The organism is Streptomyces sp. Q6 (assembly GCF_036967205.1).
GTDB lineage: Bacteria > Actinomycetota > Actinomycetes > Streptomycetales > Streptomycetaceae > Streptomyces > Streptomyces citrinus.
This window is the reverse complement of record NZ_CP146022.1, coordinates 3,111,837-3,129,406: the sequence shown is the minus strand read 5'-3', so window position 1 is coordinate 3,129,406 and position 17,570 is coordinate 3,111,837. Positions and strand designations below refer to the sequence as shown.

The window sequence follows — 17,570 nt, the reverse complement described above, 5'->3', positions numbered from 1 at the left end:
GATACAACTGTCCCTATGCAACAGGCACTTGAGTCCCTGCTCGATCTGCTCGACCTCGAGCAGATCGAGCAGGACATCTTCCGCGGCCAGTCCCGGTCCGCCGTCGTCCCCCGTGTCTTCGGGGGACAGGTGGCGGCCCAGGCGCTGGTCGCCGCCGGGCGCACCGTCCCGGCCGACCGGCTCGCCCACTCCCTCCACGCGTACTTCCTCGTGGCCGGGGACCCGGGCGCGCCCATCGTCTACACCGTCGACCGGATCCGCGACGGGCGCTCCTTCACCACGCGCCGCGTCGTCGCCGTCCAGCACGGTCAGCCGATCTTCCACCTCTCCGCGTCCTTCCAGACGTACGAGGAAGGGCTCGACCACCAGGCCGACATGCCGCCGGCGCCCGACCCCGAGACGCTGCCGACCGCGGCCGAGATGCTGCCGCGCTACGCGGACGCCTTCGTCGACCGCACGGTCGTCGACCGGCTCCTCGAAGCCCGGGAGGCCGTCGACCTGCGGTACGCCGACGCGCCGCCGTTCGCCTTCGTGGGCGAGCCGCAGCCGCCGCGCTCCCAGGTCTGGTTCCGCACCAACGGCAAGCTCGCGGACGACCCGCTGCTGCACGTCTGCCTCGCCACGTACGTCTCCGACATGACGCTGCTCGACTCCGTCCTGCTCGCGCACGGGCGCGGCGGCTGGGCCGTCGGCGACGTGGTCGGCGCGTCGCTCGACCACGCCATGTGGTTCCACCGGCCCTTCCGCGCCGACGAATGGCTGCTCTACGACCAGGAGTCGCCGTCCGCCGCCGGGGGCCGCGGGCTCGGGCAGGCCCGGATCTACACGCAGGACGGGCGGCTCGCGATCACCGTGATCCAGGAGGGCGTCGTCCGCGTACCGCGCTGAGCCGCACCCGGGCGGCATTCGCGTTTCACCCTGATCGGACATACCGTCCCGTACATGGATGTACGGGCTGACGGTGCGGGTGGGACGGCGCAGGAGAGCGGCGACGGCGAGGCGGGTGGCGAGAGCGTCTTCACCGTCATCGTCGCCGCGCTCGCCAATCTGGGGATCGCCCTGGCGAAGGCCGTCGCCGGTGTCATCAGCGGCTCCAGCGCGATGCTCTCCGAGGCCGCCCACTCGTTCGCCGACACCGTCACCGAACTGCTGCTGCTCACCTCACTGAAGCGCAGCGAGAAGCCCGCCGACGAGGAGCATCCGCTCGGCTACGGGGGCGAGCGGTACGTGTGGGCGCTGCTCGCCGCGGTGGCCACGTTCGTCGGCGGCGCCGTCTTCTCGCTGTACGACGGGATCCACACCCTGGTCGCGGGCGAGGAGCTCGGCGACCCTCTGGTGTCGTACATCGTGCTGGCCGTCGCGTTCCTGCTGGAGGGCTTCTCGCTGCGCACCGCCGTCAAGCAGGCGCGGGGGGAGGCGGCGCGCGCCAAGGCGCCCATGGGTACGTATCTGCGGCACACGCCCGACACCGCCGTGAAGGCCGTCGTCCTGGAGGACAGCGCGGCACTGGCCGGGCTCCTGTTCGCCGCGGGCGGCCTGCTCGGCGGGCAGCTCACCGGATCCGGGGTCTGGGACGGGATCGCGTCGCTGTGCATCGGCGCGCTGCTGCTGTGGGTGGCGTGGGTCCTCGGCCGCTCCAACGCGGAACTGCTCGTCGGGCGGCCGCTGCCGAAGTCGGTGCGGGACGAGATCCGCGTCCTGCTGGTCGAGGGCGAGCACGTCGAGGCCGTGCTCGAACTGACGACCCTGGTGCAGGGGCCCCGCGAGGCGCTCGTCGCGGCCAAGGTGGACTTCCGGGACGCCTCGACCGCCGCGCAGATCGAGTGGGCCTGCGAGGACGCCGCACGGCGGCTCCGCGAGCGGTTCCCCGCGGTGCGGCGGGTGTACCTGGACCCGACGCCCGGTTTCGCCCAACGCCGTACGGAGGGGCTGAACCCGTGGTGAGGGCGGTGCGCCCACCCGCGCGCGGGTGCGACCCGGACGGGTCCTAGCCCAGCAGTCCCGCCGCGTCCAGCAGGTACGCCGTCATCGGGTCGTAGTGGCGCGGGCTCGTCACGTGGTCGTCCAGCGGGACGGTCACCTGCATGGTGCCCTCGGCCTCGCCGACGAACAGCGCCGGGTCGTTGCAGTCCGCGTACCCGACGGAGTCCAGACCGCGCTGGGCCGCGCAGCCCGCCCAGCCGTGGTCGGCGACGACCAGATCGGGCAGCCGGCGGCCCTCGCGCTCCAGGCCGTCGAGGATGCGGGTCATCGGGTCGGGGGAGTGCGTGTGCCACAGCGTCGCGCCGCGCTCCAGCATCGCCACGTCCGCGAACTGGAAGACCATGCCCTCGTCGGTCGCGAGGCCCTCGGGGATCACGACGATCTCGCAGCCGGCGGCGCGCAGCGCGGTCGCCGTCGCGCGGTGCACGTCGAGCAGCCCGCCCGGGTGACCCGTCGCGAACAGCACGCTCTGCCGGCCCTCGGCCGCCTTGCGCAGCCGGGCCGCCATCCGCTCCAGGGCGTCGACCGTCAGCTCCGGGTCGATGGTGTCCTGGCCGTACCGGTGCTCCGGGTCGTCGATGACGCCGCAGCGCTCCGCCATGACCGCGAGCACGTCCTGCTCGTCGGTCCACCGGTCGCCGAGCTCCAGACCCAGCCAGAAGTGCCGGTCACCGTTCGCGAGCTTCCGGTAGTGGGAGAGGTTGTTCTCGCGGGGGGTGGCCACATCGCCCGCGATACGGGTACGGACGAGGTGGTCGATCAGGGCGGCGCGGGTCGGAGTGTCGCTGGGGATCCCGGGTATCGGCATGGGTCCCATTGTGCCGGGGGCCGCTGGGGGCCGGTGATCGATTCCGAGGAGTGGACCGCGTACGGCGGCAGGCCGCGGCGTCGACGGTTCGGTGTCGGCCGAACTTTTACGGCATGCTGGGGGCATGTCTGCCGATGCTGCTCCCGACACCGCCGCCGATCCCGCTGCCGACGCCCCTGCTGACGTCGCCGCCGCCGGCGTCACTCCTGATACCGCTGCCGACGTCGCGGAGGGTGCCGAGGTCACCGCTGCCGACGTCGCTGAGGGTGCCGAGGTCACCGCCGACGCCGTCGCGCCCGCCGCCCGTCTCGCCGCCCTGGCCGCGGTGTTCGCCGACGAGACGCGGGCCGCGATCTGCATGGCCCTGCTCGAAGGGCGGGCCTGGACCGCCGGTGAGCTGAGCCGGATCACCGGGGTCGCCCCGTCCACCGTCAGCGGCCATCTGGCCCGCCTGGTGAGCGCCGGGGTGTGCGTCGCCGAGCGCGAGGGCGCCGCAGCCTCGTGCGCATCGCGGACACCGGCACCGCGCGCCTCGTCGACGCCCTCGCCTCGCACGCGATCCCCGACCGGGACGCCGCGCACACCGTGCCGGTGGTCGCCGCGCCGGACCCGCTGGCCCGCGCCCGCGTCTGCTACGACCATGTCGCGGGGCGACTCGGCATGGCCGTGACCGACGCCCTGGAGGAGCGCGAACTGCTGCGTACGGACGGGGTGTTCGAGATCACCGACGCCGGGCGCGACTGGTTCGAGCGGGTCGGTGTCGACCTGACCCCCCACGGACGCAGGCCGCTCGCGAGCTCCTGCATGGACTGGACGGAGCGCCGCCGCCACCTCGGCGGGCTCGCGGGCGCCCGGCTGTACGCCCGCGCGCTGTCGCGGGGCTGGGTGGAGCGCGACCCCGGCCGGGCGCTGCGGGTGACCGCCGACGGGGAGCGCGCGCTGCACGACCTCCTCGGGCTGACGGAGCAGGCGTGGCGCTGAGCCGGATGCCGTCGACGGCGTGACCGCCCCGGCCGTACCGCTGCCGGCTTGCGGCCATTCATTTCGGTGGACGCCGAAATGTTTTTTCCGTACGCTTCCCACATGACCACACGCACCCCGCTCACGTCCCGGAGCGCCGTCACGCCCGGCCTGCTCACGGTCGGAGCCGTCTGTTTCACGGTGTTCGCCTGGGCGTCCGCCTTCGTCTCCATCCGCAGCGCCGGTGCCGCCTACTCGCCGGGCGCGCTCGCCCTGGGCCGGCTGCTCGCCGCGTCCGTGGTGCTCGGCGTCCTGATGCTGATCCGTCGCGAGGGGCTGCCGCCGCGCGGGGCCTGGCGCGGGATCGTGGTCTCCGGCGCGGTCTGGTTCGGCGGGTACATGGTCGCGCTGAACTGGGGCGAGCGGCTCGTCGACGCGGGGACCGCGGCGCTCCTGGTGAACGTCGGGCCGATCCTGATGGCCCTGCTCGCCGCCCGGCTCCTGGGGGAGGCGCTGCCGCCCCGGCTCGTCGCGGGCATGGCGGTGTCGTTCGCCGGAGCGGTCGTCGTCGGCCTGTCGATGTCGGCCGGGTCCTCCGACGCGAAGGAGTCGACGTCGCTGCTCGGCGTCGTGCTCTGCCTGCTCGCCGCGGTGGCGTACGCGACGGGCGTGGTCGCCCAGAAGCCCGCGCTGTCGTACGGCAGCCCGTTGCAGGTGACGATGTTCAGCTGCCTCATCGGGACCGCGGTCTGCCTGCCCTTCGCCGGGCAGCTCGCCGGAGAGGTGTCCCGGGCCCCGATGTCGGCGACGCTCAACATGATCTACCTGGGCGTCGTACCGACCGCCCTCGCCTTCACCACGTGGACGTACGCCCTGGCCCGTACGCCCGCCGGGAAGATGGGCGCCACGACGTACGCCGTCCCCGCGATCGTCGTCCTGCTGAGCTGGCTGTTCCTCGACGAGGTGCCGGGCTGGCTGACGCTGCTCGGCGGTGTGCTGTGCCTGGCGGGCGTTGCCGTGTCCCGCTCCCGGGCACGAGCCGCCGCCGCACCGGTCCCGAGCGTCGCGGTGGAGGATGCGGGCGAAGGCGAGGGCGAGGGCAAGAGCGAGCCAGAGGGCGAGACGGAGACCCCCGCGCACACGGCCTGAGCTGCCTGAATCCCCTGGGCTGCTTGAGCTGCCTGAACCGCCCGAACCGCCTGAGCGGTCTGAACCCCCTGGGCTGCTTGAGCTGCCTGAACCCCCTGAACCGGCACACCGTCCGCAACCGCCTGAGGTCGCTTACGCGCGGCGCGCCGCCCGGCGTGCGCGGACCGCGAGCCACAGGTCGAAGCGGGCGTCGCCGTCGTCGAGACGGCGGCCCGTGAGCTGGGCGATCTTGTCCAGGCGGTTGCGGACGGTGTGCCGGTGCAGGCCCAGGCGGCGGGCCGTCTCCTCCCAGGAGCTTCCGGTGTCCAGCCAGGTCGCCAGGGTCAGCGCCAGCGCGCCGGTGGGGTCCGCCGTGTCGAGCGGGCCGAGCAGCGCGTCCGCGTAACCGGTGAGCGTCGCGCGGTCGCCGAGGTCCAGGAGCAGCGCCCCGGCGCGGTCGCTGCGGGCACGGACCGGCCGCCCCGCGGCGCGGCTCAGCTCCAGCAGGCCGCCGGCCTCCCTGAGCGAGGTGCGGGCCGCACCCGGCGGCACCGCCGAGCCGATGCCCGCGGGGCAGCCCTGCGCGAAGTGGGCGAGGACCGCGTCCAGGTCGAGCCCCTCACCGACGACCGCCTCGACGAGCGCGCCGCGGGTCCGGGTGAGCCCGCCCGGCACGGCGAGCGCCAGGTCCGCGGCGATCTCCCGGGCGGCGTCGTCGGACGGCGCGGCGACGGCGACGCCCCGCACCGCGTCGGCCGCGAGCCCCGCCCCCGCCAGCAGGTCCGCGGCCTGCTCGGCGGTGGTCGCCGCGTCGAGGAGACGGCCCAGCAGGCCCGCCCTGCGGCGGCGTTCGGGCTCGTCGGCGAGGTGGCGCCGCTCCAGCTCCAGGGAGAGCAGGGACACCAGACCCGAGATGAGCAGGCGGGCGTCCGGGCCCGGGTCACCGGCCAGCACCAGCATGCCGCGCAGCCTGCGCGCGCCGAGCGGCTGCACCTCCAGACCCGGCGCGACCGCGCTGGAGCGCAGGCCGCCGACCGCGACCCGGCGGATCAGCTCCGTGCTCTCCCCGCCGGGCGCCGCCGGGTCCCCGGCGATCACGCGGCCCAGCGGGTCGGTGACCTGGGCGCGGATGCCCGTGGCGGACGTCCACGCGTCCAGGGTCGGGGTCAGCCCCTGCCCGCTCGCGGCGGCCGCGGTCAGCCGCCGCTGGGTCTCGAAGGCGCTCTCCACGGCGGCCCGCTGCTCGGCGGCCTGCGCCGCGAACACCGCCTTCGTCACCGCGATGAACGGCACCTCCTCGCCGACCGTGAGCAGCGGAAGCCCCGCCTCGCGCGCCGCCGTCACCAGCGGCTCGGGCGCCTCCTGGTACGGAAGCTCAGGACCGAGCCCGAGCGCCAGGGCGTGCGCGCCGCCCGCCGTCACGTCGTCCACGTACGCGCGACAGGCCGCCACGTCCATCGGCAGCAGCAGCCCGATGGTCATCAGGAGCTCGCCGCCCTGGAGCCACGATCCGGGACGCACCAGCTCCGAGGCGTGCGCGGCCAGCACCGGCCGGTCGAGGTGCTCGGGGCACGCGGCGACGGACAGATGCAGTGCGGGACGGTCGACCAGGTCGGACAGGAGCAGCGCCATGCGTCCAGTGTCCGGCACGTCGGCTGTACGCGATGTCCAGGGGGTGCGCGAGGATTCGCCCTCAGGGCGATCGAAGCGGTCGCTCACCCGCGGCTACGTTCCGTCTGCCGCGGTTCCGCAGTCCCGTGGCCCGTACAGCAGTGAGGGAGGAGCCGCGATGAGCGCTCCCGCGGCCGACAACACAGCCGACAAGACAGCGGTGGCCCACGCACCCGAGGGCGGGCGCGGCCTGATCGAGGTCCGGTCCATCGACTACGTGCCGGTGCGCGAGCGCCACGGCAAGGTCTGGCACCAGGGCCCGTTCTGGTTCACCGGCAACTTCGTGCTCACCACGATGGTGACCGGGTTCATCGGCCCCTCCCTCGGACTCAGCCTCGGCTGGTCGGTGGCGGCGGTCGCGCTCGGCGCCTGCTTCGGCACGTTCTTCATGGCGTTCCACGCCAACCAGGGCCCGCGCATGGGCCTGCCGCAGATGATCCAGTCGCGCGCCCAGTTCGGGATCCGCGGCGCGGTCGTCCCGTTCGCGGCGGTCGTCTTCGTCTACATCGGCTTCAACGTCTTCAACGTCGTCCTCGCCGCGCAGGGCCTGACCACCGTGCTCCCCGGCGGGGCCCGCGCCTGGTACGCGATCCTCATCGCCGTCGCGGTCGTCCTCGCCGTCGTCGGGCACGACCTGCTGCACCTGGTCCAGCGCTGGCTGACGTACGTACTGATCGTCGTCTTCGGCGTCATCACCGTCGGCGCGCTCGTGCAGCTCCACCCGCACGAGGTGGCCGCGTCGTCCGGGGGCCACTCCTGGACGTCGTTCCTGATTGTCTTCTGCGGCGCCGCCGGCTACCAGATCTCGTACGCCGTCTACGTCTCCGACTACTCGCGCTACCTGCCGCGCGACGTGTCGGCCCGCAAGGTCATCTGGTGGACGTACGCCGGTGCCGCGCTCTCCGCGGTCTGGCTGATGTCGCTGGGCGCGCTGCTCGCCTCGTCGATGAAGGCGCCGGACGCGATCAACAGCCTGCGCGCCGTCGGCAACGACATCCTGCCCGGCTTCGGCACCTTCGCCGTCGTCGTCTCCGCCCTCGCGCTCATCACGATCATGGCCGTGAACGCGTACGGCGCGATGCTCACGACGACGAGTGCGGTGGACGCCTTCCGTCCCGTGCGCCCCACCGTGCGCTCCCGCATCACCGGCATCGTCGTGATCGAGCTGGCCGTCCTGGTCGTGGCCCTGCTGCTGCCCGAGGACTACCTCGGCTCGTTCAACGACTTCATCCTGCTGATGCTGTACTTCCTGATCCCGTGGACCGCGGTCAACCTGGTCGACTTCTACGCGGTGCGCCGCGGGCACTACGCCATCACCGCGATCTTCGACCCGAAGGGCATCTACGGCCGCTGGTCCTGGCAGGGCCTGACCGCGTACGTCGTCGGGTTCGCCGCGATGGTGCCGTTCTTCACGACGTCCTTCTACACCGGCCCGCTGGCCGAGGCGCTCGGCGGATTCGACATCTCGTTCGTGGTCGGCCTGCTGGTCGGAGGCATCCTGTACTACGTCCTGACGCGCGGGATCGACCTCGACGCCGAGCGCGCGGCGGTCGAGGCCAGCGAGGCGGAACTGGAAGGTGCCGGAGCATGACGACGACCGTGGCGTGTGCGCAGCTGGCCCTCGGGGTCGGTGACGTCGCCGCGAACCTGGCCGCCGCCGAGGAGGCCATCGACGTCGCGGCCGGTGCCGGGGCGCGCGTGATCGTGCTGCCCGAGCTCGCCAATAGCGGCTACGTCTTCGCGGACGCCGCCGAGGCGCGGGCCCTCGCCGAGCCGGTCGACGGGCCCACCGTCACCGCCTGGGCGGCCGCCGCGCGCCGGCACGGCGTCACCCTGGTGGCGGGCTTCGCGGAGCTCGACGCCGACGGCCTCGTACGCAACAGCGCCGTCCTCGTCGACCCGACCGGCACCGTCCGCGCCGTCTACCGCAAGGCCCACCTCTTCGGCACCGAGAAGGACTTCTTCGTACCCGGTGACGCGGCGCCGCCCGTCGTCGACATCGAGGGCGTCGGCCGGATCGGCGTGATGGTCTGCTACGACGTCGAGTTCCCCGAGTGGGTGCGGCGGGCGGCCCTCGACGGGGCCGAGCTGCTGTGCGCGCCCGTCAACTGGCCGCTGTTCCCGCGCCCGGCCGGCGAACGCCCCGGCGAGGTCGTCCGCGTCCAGGCCGACGCCGCCGTCAACCGCATGTACGTCGCCGCCTGCGACCGGGCCGGCGCCGAGCGCGGCGTCGCCTGGACCGGCGGCTCCGTCATCGTCGACCCGGACGGCTTCCCGCTCGCCGGGCACACGCCGACCGACGGGCCCGTCCTGCTGCTCGCGTCCTGCGATCTCGCGCAGGCCCGCGACAAGCGGCTCGGCGACCACAACGACGTGTTCGGGGACCGGCGCCCCGAGCTGTACGCACCCTGATCCCGCACCGCCCTCTCCCCGTACGTCCGCCAGTACGCCAGTTCACGTGAAAGGCAAGCACGCCATGACCAGCGAGCACCCCACACCCCGCGGCCCGGTCGACTCCTCCCGCGTCCCGCGCTACGCGGGCCCCGCGACCTTCGCCCGGCTGCCCCGCCTGGACGAGGTCGGCACGGCGGACGTCGCCGTCGTGGGCGTGCCCTTCGACACCGGCGTCTCGTACCGCCCCGGCGCCCGCTTCGGCGGCAACGCGATCCGCGAGGCCTCGCGCCTCCTGCGCCCCTACAACCCGGCACAGGACGCGTCGCCCTTCGCGCTCGCGCAGGTCGCCGACGCGGGCGACATCGCGGCGAACCCGTTCAACATCAACGAGGCCGTCGAGACCATCGAGGCCGCCGCCGACGACCTGCTCGGCACCGGCGCCCGCATGATGACCCTCGGCGGCGACCACACCATCGCCCTGCCGCTGCTGCGCTCCGTCGCGAAGAAGCACGGCCCGGTCGCGCTGCTCCACTTCGACGCGCACCTCGACACCTGGGACACGTACTTCGGCGCCGAGTACACGCACGGCACGCCGTTCCGCCGCGCCGTCGAGGAGGGCATCCTCGACACGTCCGCCCTCTCCCACGTCGGCACCCGCGGCCCGCTCTACGGCAAGCAGGACCTCACCGACGACGAGAAGATGGGCTTCGGCATCGTCACCTCGGCGGACATCTACCGCCGCGGCGCCGACGAGGTCGCCGACCAGCTGCGCCAGCGCATCGGGAACCGGCCCCTCTACATCTCCATCGACATCGACTGCCTCGACCCGGCCCACGCGCCGGGCACGGGCACCCCGGAGGCGGGCGGCATGACGTCCCGCGAGCTCCTGGAGATCCTGCGCGGCCTGTCCTCGTGCAACCTGGTCTCGGCGGACGTCGTCGAGGTGGCCCCCGCGTACGATCACGCGGAGATCACCGCGGTCGCCGCCTCGCACACCGCGTACGAGCTGACGACGATCATGTCGCGGCAGATCGCGGAGTCCCGTACGGCCTCCTGACCCTTGAGGAGAGACGCCCGATGACCCACGACCACGACCTCGTCCTGAGCCCCACGCCCCGGCAGATCGAGGCGGCACTCAACCCGCCGCCGGGGCGGACCGGCGGCGACCTGGTCGTGGAGACCCTCGCGGGTCTCGGCGCGTCCACCGTCTTCGGCCTCCCGGGACAGCACGCGCTCGCCCTCTTCGACGCGCTGCGCCGCTGCGACCTGATCCGGTACGTGGGTCTGCGCACCGAGCTGAGCGCCGGGTTCGCGGCGGACGCGTACGGGCGGGTGAGCGGGGAGGTCGCGCCGCTGTTCGTCTCGACCGGCCCCGGCGCGCTGATGACGCTGCCCGCGCTCCAGGAGGCGGCGGCCGCCTCGGCTCCGGTCCTGGTGGTGGCGAGCCAGGTGCCGGTGGCGGGCCTCGGCGGTGGCCGCCACGGCTATCTGCATGAACTCCGGGACCAGCAGGCGGCGTTCAGGGACGTGGTGAAGTCCGTCCACCCGGTCCGTACGCAGTCGCAGATCCCGTCCGCGATCGCCGAGGCGTGGGAGTCGGCGCTGAGCGCGCCGCACGGCCCGGTGTACGTGGAGATCCCGCAGGACGTGCTCCTCGCGCCGACCTCCCTGCCGGTCGTCACGGCGGTCGACGCGACCCCGCACGAACTCGTCCCGCGCCCCGAACTCACCGCCGTCGCCGCACACGTGCTCGCGCACGCGGAGCGTCCGGTGATCGTGGCGGGTGGCGGTGTGGTCCGCGCGGACGCGGCCGGGAAGCTGCGCGCGCTGGCGGAGAAGGTGTCGGCGCCGGTGGTCTGCACGTTCGGCGGCAAGGGCGCGTTCCCCTGGGAACACCCGCTCTCCCTCCGGTCCTGCCTCGACGACCGCCGGGTGATGGACGTCCTGGAGGACGCGGACGTCCTCCTCGTCATCGGCTCGGGCCTGGGGGAACTCTCCTCGAACCACCACAGCTTCACGCCGCGCGGCCGCATCATCCACGTCGAGGCGGACGCGGGCAAGCTGGAGGCCAACCACCCGGCCCTCGGCATCCACGCGGACGCGCGCCTCGCACTCCAGGCCCTCCTGGAGACGGTCGAGTCCCGCCCCGACGACAACGCGCCGAGCCGCGTCGCCGAGGCACTCGCCACCGTACGAGAACGCCTCGGCGCCCCCGAACACGCCCTGAACCACGGATTGTTGACGTCGATCCGCGAGGCGCTCCCGCCCCGCGCCCCGTCCTTCTGGGACCTGACCTCCCTGACCTCGTCGGCCTGGTCGTCCTGGCCGGGCCCGCTGCACTCGGCGCAGGGAGCGGGCGGCCCCGGCTACGGATTCCCGGCGGCCCTCGGCGCGGCGGTGGCCGACCCGACGACGCCCGCCCTCGCGGTGTCCGATACCGGGACCGCGCTCTACTCGATCGCCGAACTGGCCACGGCGAAACAGGAATCGCTCCACGTCACGTGGCTGATCGTCGACGACACGGAGGGGGAGGCGCCCGATGGCCGACCCGACTTCGTGGCCCTGGCCGCGTCTTTCGGCGCCCCGGGGACGCGAACGTCTCCGCAGGCGCTGCGCGACGACCTGACGACGGCACTGGCGACAGCCGGGCCGACCGTGCTGGTCCTGCCGGTACGGCCGCCTGCCTAGGGGCGCGGCCCGTACACCGCGGCGGGCCCGCTCAGCCGCGCCATGACCAGCGCCAGCCACCCGCTCGGCGCGTACGGCTCCGGCGGGTCGACCTCCATGCCCAACTCCGCGAGCGCCTGGGCGTAGTCGGCCTCGTCGAGGTCGAGCGCGAGCAGTTCGCCGAGTTCCCCGGCGAGGCGGGCGACGAGGCTCGGGTGCGTACCGGCGACGTAGTCGGCGATCGCCGTGTCATGGGTGTCGCACTCGTCCGGCATGTCCTGGGAGAACCAGCCCCCCAGGAACTGGCCCAGCTCCGGGAAGCGGGCGTGCCACTCCCAGTGGGTCTCGGGAGCGGCCGGTGGCGGCACCTCGCCCTCCTCGACACCGCGCTTGATGTGGTCGGCGAGGACGAACAGCCAGTCCTGGACGCCGTCCTCGGCCAGTCCGACATCGGGTACCGGGTAGAACTCGCCGAGCCTGAGGCGCAGGCGCCCCGGCGGGTTGCGGGCGTACTCGCGCACCTGTGACTCGGCGACGGCCAGCGCCCAGGGGCGGGTGTGCCAGGTGTGGCGCAGGTACGCCGTGAGGGCGACGCTCGGCCTGTCCTGCGTGTCGTCGGCGGGCTGACCCACGTACGCACGCAGTACCTGGTCCAACTCGCCGTAGCGGTGGTCGTGTTCGAGGGGACTCATCGGCATGACGGACAGACCTCTATACGTAGATCGGGAACGAGGCGTGCACGACGAACCCGTGCGGGACGGAAGGCTCCCGCTTCAGAATCACCCGGGCCGCGCGTACGTCCACGGGCTCCCGGCCGGCCAGCATCATGGCCTGCAACAGGACCCGGCCCACCGGATCGGGCCGCGACGGCCATGACGCTTCGACGGTCAGCCGGGAGCGGGTCCGCTGGGCGAGCCAGCGGTGGATCAACTGCTCGTTGGCGGTGACGACCTGTTGGGTGGCCCATTGCGCGGTTTCGCGGTCGGGGTAGGAGGCGCTTCTGGAGCGAGTCGGAGGTGGTGGGACGGACATGAGTGCTGACTACCGCCTGGCGGAGGAAGGGACAGGGGAAACAGGCCCACCGCCCCTGCTCGCGGCGGCCCGCACAAGGGCGTGGACCAGCCGCGACAGTGACTGAGGACCGTACGGGTCAGGGGCGTATCGCGGGATGTGAAGCGGGCCGACCTCATCCAGGATGACGTCCTCGCGTGCGAGGACGTGCCCAAGGGCGAGCAGCGCCGCACGGCCGTTGCCGTCGTCGAACGGGTGGAAAAAGCAGATGTCCAGATAGACGCGAGCGGCACGGGCCGGGAGCGGCTCGTCGGTCTCGGAACGCGTGGCCTCGGCCAGGCAGGACGAGAACTGCCGCGCGGTGGCCCCGGTCACGCCATACCGCTCCCGGCCACCCTTGGCGTATGCGGGGTGAGTGCGAAGTGCCACGTCAGGGCGTCCGAGAAGCACCTCCTGCCAACCGGCGAGGCGTCCGAAATCGAGATCACGGCCCGCCGCCGCATCTCGTTTGGCTTGGCGCCAAGCAGCGCGCAACCGTTCACCCCTGCCCGGATCACGGACATCGCGACGGGCAACCGCCGCAGCGTCGATACCGTCGCGCCGCCCCCGGACAGGCCCGGACACATCCGGGCACAGGCGGCCCCAGTCCACTGAGGAACGCACGTCGAGCCAGGACTCGAGGGCGTCACGCACGGTGTTCCCCGACAGCCTTCCGCGCCCGGCCGATCGCTTCGGCGTCGGGGGCGACCCAACTGGCGAACTCACCGTCCACGATGTCGTCCACAAGTTCCTCGGCCTCTGCAACGGGCACGCCCGTCGCCTCCAGGAACCAGGTGAGGGCTTGAGCACAGGTGCCGAGCCACAGTTCGCCGGCCTGCGTCCGTTCCACGACGAGCGTGACCAGGGCTGCGACTCCGCTTTCGCGCAACTGTCGACGTGTTGCCGCGTCACTGTCCGGCCCGGGTACGAAAGGAGCGAAGGCAGCGGCTAGCTCCTCCAGCCATCCGCGCCACTGGAGGAGTGCGTCGGTGTAGCGGCGCGCCTGCTGATCGAGATCACGGGCACCGAGGCCACAGGGCGGAAGCTCCCTGATCACCGTGCCGGAGTCCGGGTACAACTGCATGGCGGTGTACCAGCCGAACGCCCACGTTCCGTAGTGCTCGGCGAGACCTTGAGCGATCGAGTTGTCGGACCAGAGTCCACGGGGGCGGCCCGATTCCGGGTCGGGAGAGGCGACGACCGCGCGCACAGCGTCCAGCGCGCGGCTGGGGTCGAAGGGGTGCTTCGCGGGTTCGACGTCCCGCCACGTCATCGATTCGGGATACCAGCGTGTGTTGATTGTTGCTCCCGGTATAGGTGGTCCACGACTGCTGAGATCAGGCCTGTTCAGGCATCGACGTCAGCACGACGAACGGCGGATCGAGCGAGGGGTCGTACTTCAGAATGGTTCTGACGCCCTTCACAGGGATGGCCTCGGCATCGAGCCCGTCGGTTTTGAAGCCTTGGTGATTCACGTCGTTCGGCTGCTTGGTGACGCTTCGGCCACTGTATTCGCCGTTCGGCGCCTCGGTTTGGATGGGTAGTTTCGGGTCTCGGTTCGGGTCGTCCAGCCACGTCTTGATCTGGCTGGAGTTCTGGTCGACGTTGTACTGCGTCAGTTCCTGGGCGCGCTCGGGCGTCGCGAAGGTGGACGCACCGCCGATGGCAGGCCTTCCGTGTGGCCAGGCAGCGGTGGGCGGACCGCCTTGGTCCCGCAGCCGCTGGGCCAGCTGCTCATCGGTCTTGCCGACGTGCTTGTCCAGGGTGTGGCCGCCTCCCAGCCACTCGTTGCTCGCCAGGTCGATCTTGTAAATGCCGTTCTTGGCGTTCTCTGGGTCGGTCCACTTCAGATCGTGCTTGAAGTCATTGAGCGCACGGGCCCCGAACGCTTCGGCCCGTGCCTCCTCCGCCGCGTAGGTGGGTGCGCTGCGGTATGCCTCGTCGAGCGGTCCCATGAGTGCGGTGAGTTGCGGCGTAAGGGCGTTCACGCGGCGGTTGTACGCCTCCACCACGGCGTTCAGTGCGGCCGTGTCGATGTTCAGAGTGATCTCGGCACCGAGCTCCGCGCCGCCCGTGACCACGCCTTTCAGGAATCGGCCGACTCCCTTGGCGCCCTCCTTGAGGTCCTTGAGGTCGACGCCGTCGCTGAGGTCGATGTCGCCCACGGCCTGTTTCACGGCTTTGAAGTAGATGTCCCAGACCTTGCCGTTCAGGTCGACGGCGGCTTCGGCGTATTCGTGCAGCAGGCTGCTGACCTTCATGGCGGAGTCGTGGAGCACCGCCATGACCGGATGCGTGGCCGTTTGGCTGGAGGCGCTGTCGTGCTTCCACTGATAGCCCGCGGTGGACTGCCCCCATGCCGTGCTGCCCCAGAGCGAACTGCAGAACTGACGCATGGCGTCGTGCCATTCGCTGTTGCTCTGTTGCGTGATGCTGCTGACGAGCCCGTCGAGGCCGCCCATCGTCATACCCAGCGGGACCGTAGAGTCTCTCCAGGCCTCGGAGAGCGACTGCACGTAGTGCTGCTGAGGGAACGGATAGACCTCGGCGACCTTGCCCCAGCGGAACGCGTGTTCCAGGAGCGGGCGGATGATGTGCCAGACGACATCCGGTATCCACTCCAAGAGCGAGCGGATGAAGTCGTCTCCGCCGTCGTCGTCCCCCCATCTGAGGTTGGGGACGGACTCGTACTTCGGCGGTTTGTCGATGACGACGGGCGGCTGCTGTACCTGGGCGTGCGTCCGGCCCGACGGGTCGTTCGCCGCCTCCGCCCTGGAGTAGTTGTTCGCCGTCGTCGCGAAGCCGACAGCCCCGCCCCCGATGCTGGCGACCGACTTGGCCCATACCTCCAAGTAGCGGTTGCCGACCTTCACGTACTCGGTGGCGAAGGCCTGTGGGGCGGTGCCGTAGCCGCCCGCGTCCGGGTACTCCTTGAGCGCGGTGAGCAGGTCCTTGGCGCCCTTGTCGAACGGCGTCTGCTGGCCGGCGAATCCACCGGCGACCTGGTGCAGCGTGGACGGCTTGACGTCGATGGTTCCGCCGCCGGGCGCGCCGCTTCGGGACGGCGTGGGGGACGGGCCCGCCATCAGGCGCCTCCCCAGCCGCGCAGCACCGCGCGATGTGCTGCCGCGTAGTTGATGTGGCCGGTGGTCACGACCTCGTGCAGCCACTTCTGTGACGCCTGAAGATCCTGAGCGGACCGGTCCCACTCGTCCAGCTTGTCGATGAACGCCTCACGTGCCTCGCCGCTCCACGAGAGAACGACGGGTTCGACACGTTCGTACAGCTCGTCCAGCGTCCCGTTGAGCTTCTTGAGAATGTCCTCCAGCTCACCGGACAAGTGTTGAAGCGTGGCCAGTTTGACGGTGATGTGGTCGTCGTCCGAGATCGGCGGCATGTCGTCCCCCTGTGGTTGCCTACGGTGCTGCTGCGGTGCGGGATGGTCTCCGGACCACACAGGTCACAGGCTGTCGAGGCCGCTGCGCGGGCGGGCCTCCGGCTCGGCTGCGGCCGGGTTCGGTGTGGACAGACGGTCGACCTCGCTGCCGATGTCGACCTTGATGCTGCGCATCCGCGCCAGCACGTCCAGCTCTCGTTCCGTAAAGCCGTCCCGGCTCATGCGCACCGCGGATTCGATGACCTTCATGACCTCGCGGATGCGCACCGCGTCCTCCGCCGCGGCCCGATGGAACTGTCGGTACGCCGAGCCCGCCGGACCCTGCCACCCCGCCTCGATGGCATCCACGATGCCGTCCATACGCCGCACCTGACGTGTCAGGTACTCCTGCATGCCGTCGAGGTCGTCCGCGAGTTTGGTGAGGTCCTCGTGCTTGGCCCGTAGGTCCTTCGGATTCTTGTGATCGCCCATGGCCCCCTCGACCGCTGCTTGAGTCGCACGCAGACGCAAGAGGTGTGTGCTGCGCATGATTCGTACAAGCGAGCCTATCTTGGGGCGGAAGCGGGGAACGGGGACTGAATCAAGGCTGTGACATGACGGAGGGCCACCCCAGGGGGTGGCCCTCTTTCGCGCTCTGGCTACCAGATCGCCTCGACCCATTCCGGATGGTCGATGAACGGGTTGCGATTGTGCTGGTAGGTGTCGTAGATGGCCTGGTTGCGCTTCTCCTCGAAGGCGCTGGGCGGGTCCTCGTCGCTCCACTGCTTGAGGACGGAGAGCTTGCCCATGTACGGGTTGCTGCCGTTGCTCACCGACTCGTTGGGCTCCAGGTCGGCGAAGCCGTCGTCGCCCTCGTAGCGCACCGCCATGTAGAGGATCATGCGGGCCACGTCGCCCTTGTCCGCGTCGCGCGGCTCGAAGGAGTCGGAGTCGGTGAGGCTGCCGCCGCCGCCCGCGACGGTGCTGCCGCCGTTGTCGAAGTCCTTGTTGCCGCGGATGCTGTTGACCTGGACGTCGGCGGGGCGCAGGTGGTGCAGGTCCGTGCCGGGGCCCGTCACCTCGCCGAAGTCGCCGTGCGACTTGGCCCAGGTGTGTTCGCGGTTCCAGTCGCCGACGTCGCCGCCGTTGAGGGTCTTGGACCGCGAGACTCCGCTGTACAGCAGGATCACGTTGTTGCTGTTGTTCGGGTCCTGGTCGGTGACCTTCAGGGCGTTCCAGACCGCGGAGTACGAGATCTTGGTCTGGCTGCTGATGATCGTGTGGAGCGACGACTTGAGGCTCGTGCCGGTCTTGCCGATCGCGTTCTTGTAGTACGTCGAGTCGTACGCGGTGGTCGTCGCGGCGGCGGGGCCCGCCGTGGTCAGGGGGAGGGTGACGGCCGCCATCAGCGCGGCCGCGGTGAGCGTGGCGGTGCGTATGTGGATTCCGGGCATGGGGGGTGTCCGTCCGTTCTACGCGGGTTGAAGGAGATGCAACCCGCGTAGAGTGACATGGACACGTAGTGTTTGGGTG

Annotated in this window: 18 protein-coding genes and 1 pseudogene; 8 read left to right on the top strand and 11 right to left on the bottom strand. The window is 71.6% G+C overall.

Features of this window, described 5'->3' with window-relative positions; all coding sequences use genetic code 11:
* Positions 1-15: 15 nt before the first annotated feature.
* Together V2W30_RS14525 and V2W30_RS14520 are read left to right on the top strand one after the other, a co-directional pair.
* Positions 16-888, top strand: a complete 873-nt coding sequence (locus tag V2W30_RS14525) for an acyl-CoA thioesterase II (protein ID WP_338696747.1) — start codon at positions 16-18, stop codon at positions 886-888.
* A gap of 54 nt (positions 889-942) precedes the next feature.
* Complete coding sequence (locus tag V2W30_RS14520; RefSeq protein WP_338696745.1) at positions 943-1,944, top strand: cation diffusion facilitator family transporter; 1,002 nt, start codon at positions 943-945, stop codon at positions 1,942-1,944.
* 43 nt (positions 1,945-1,987) lie between these two features.
* Here V2W30_RS14520 and V2W30_RS14515 read toward each other — a convergent pair whose 3' ends face one another.
* Both V2W30_RS14515 and V2W30_RS14510 read right to left on the bottom strand, forming a co-directional pair.
* The gene (locus tag V2W30_RS14515; RefSeq protein WP_338696743.1) at positions 1,988-2,791 is read right to left on the bottom strand and encodes a phosphatase; all 804 of its coding nucleotides are present in this window, start codon (positions 2,789-2,791) and stop codon (positions 1,988-1,990) included.
* 106 nt (positions 2,792-2,897) lie between these two features.
* A complete protein-coding gene (locus V2W30_RS14510; protein WP_338703944.1) occupies positions 2,898-3,233 on the bottom strand; it encodes a hypothetical protein in 336 nt (111 codons plus the stop codon).
* Between V2W30_RS14510 and V2W30_RS14505 the strand changes: the two are divergent.
* Both V2W30_RS14505 and V2W30_RS14500 read left to right on the top strand, forming a co-directional pair.
* A pseudogene (locus V2W30_RS14505) lies at positions 3,150-3,772 on the top strand (ArsR/SmtB family transcription factor). The gene V2W30_RS14510 and the pseudogene V2W30_RS14505 sit on opposite strands and share 84 nt — an antisense overlap.
* Before the next feature lie 102 nt (positions 3,773-3,874).
* Positions 3,875-4,900, top strand: a complete 1,026-nt coding sequence (locus tag V2W30_RS14500; protein WP_338696741.1) for a DMT family transporter — start codon at positions 3,875-3,877, stop codon at positions 4,898-4,900.
* A gap of 132 nt (positions 4,901-5,032) precedes the next feature.
* Here the strand turns inward: V2W30_RS14500 and V2W30_RS14495 are convergent, their stop codons facing one another.
* Positions 5,033-6,511 carry a PucR family transcriptional regulator gene (locus V2W30_RS14495; RefSeq protein WP_338696739.1) on the bottom strand — a complete coding sequence of 493 codons (1,479 nt, stop codon included), beginning with the start codon at positions 6,509-6,511 and terminating at the stop codon, positions 5,033-5,035.
* A gap of 157 nt (positions 6,512-6,668) precedes the next feature.
* Here V2W30_RS14495 and V2W30_RS14490 point away from each other — a divergent pair, with 157 nt between their 5' ends.
* The 4 genes from V2W30_RS14490 (at position 6,669) to V2W30_RS14475 (ending at position 11,632) form a co-directional block, all read left to right on the top strand.
* The gene (locus V2W30_RS14490) at positions 6,669-8,141 is read left to right on the top strand and encodes a purine-cytosine permease family protein (protein ID WP_425244538.1); all 1,473 of its coding nucleotides are present in this window, start codon (positions 6,669-6,671) and stop codon (positions 8,139-8,141) included.
* On the top strand, positions 8,138-8,962 hold the full coding sequence (locus V2W30_RS14485; protein ID WP_338696737.1) for a nitrilase-related carbon-nitrogen hydrolase: 825 nt from the start codon (positions 8,138-8,140) through the stop codon (positions 8,960-8,962). Before V2W30_RS14490 ends, V2W30_RS14485 begins: the two co-directional genes overlap by 4 nt.
* 64 nt (positions 8,963-9,026) lie before the next feature.
* Positions 9,027-10,001, top strand: coding sequence for an agmatinase (gene speB / locus V2W30_RS14480; RefSeq protein ID WP_338703604.1), 975 nt, complete (start codon positions 9,027-9,029; stop codon positions 9,999-10,001).
* 20 nt (positions 10,002-10,021) lie between these two features.
* Entirely contained in the window at positions 10,022-11,632 is a 1,611-nt protein-coding gene (locus V2W30_RS14475) for a thiamine pyrophosphate-binding protein (protein WP_338696735.1), read from the top strand.
* Here V2W30_RS14475 and V2W30_RS14470 read toward each other — a convergent pair.
* The 8 genes from V2W30_RS14470 to V2W30_RS14435 form a co-directional block, all read right to left on the bottom strand.
* Entirely contained in the window at positions 11,629-12,309 is a 681-nt protein-coding gene (locus tag V2W30_RS14470) for a contact-dependent growth inhibition system immunity protein (protein WP_338696733.1), read from the bottom strand. The two genes, V2W30_RS14475 and V2W30_RS14470, sit on opposite strands and share 4 nt — an antisense overlap.
* 13 nt (positions 12,310-12,322) lie before the next feature.
* Positions 12,323-12,643 (bottom strand): RNase A-like domain-containing protein, encoded by a 321-nt coding sequence (locus V2W30_RS14465; RefSeq protein ID WP_338696731.1) that lies wholly within the window; start codon positions 12,641-12,643, stop codon positions 12,323-12,325.
* Between the two features lie 9 nt (positions 12,644-12,652).
* On the bottom strand, positions 12,653-12,997 hold the full coding sequence (locus V2W30_RS41595; RefSeq protein WP_425244680.1) for a Fic family protein: 345 nt from the start codon (positions 12,995-12,997) through the stop codon (positions 12,653-12,655).
* Positions 12,998-13,307: 310 nt separating this feature from the next.
* Positions 13,308-13,934, bottom strand: coding sequence for a hypothetical protein (locus tag V2W30_RS14455; RefSeq protein WP_338696729.1), 627 nt, complete (start codon positions 13,932-13,934; stop codon positions 13,308-13,310).
* Between the two features lie 64 nt (positions 13,935-13,998).
* Complete coding sequence (locus tag V2W30_RS14450) at positions 13,999-15,747, bottom strand: RNase A-like domain-containing protein (RefSeq protein WP_338696728.1); 1,749 nt, start codon at positions 15,745-15,747, stop codon at positions 13,999-14,001.
* Positions 15,747-16,058, bottom strand: a complete 312-nt coding sequence (locus V2W30_RS14445; RefSeq protein WP_338696727.1) for a WXG100 family type VII secretion target — start codon at positions 16,056-16,058, stop codon at positions 15,747-15,749. Before V2W30_RS14445 ends, V2W30_RS14450 begins: the two co-directional genes overlap by 1 nt.
* Before the next feature lie 63 nt (positions 16,059-16,121).
* On the bottom strand, positions 16,122-16,529 hold the full coding sequence (locus V2W30_RS14440) for a WXG100 family type VII secretion target (RefSeq protein ID WP_338696726.1): 408 nt from the start codon (positions 16,527-16,529) through the stop codon (positions 16,122-16,124).
* A 167-nt stretch (positions 16,530-16,696) separates the two neighbouring features.
* Positions 16,697-17,491, bottom strand: coding sequence for an endonuclease I family protein (locus V2W30_RS14435; RefSeq protein ID WP_425244537.1), 795 nt, complete (start codon positions 17,489-17,491; stop codon positions 16,697-16,699).
* Between the last annotated feature and the right edge of the window lie 79 nt (positions 17,492-17,570).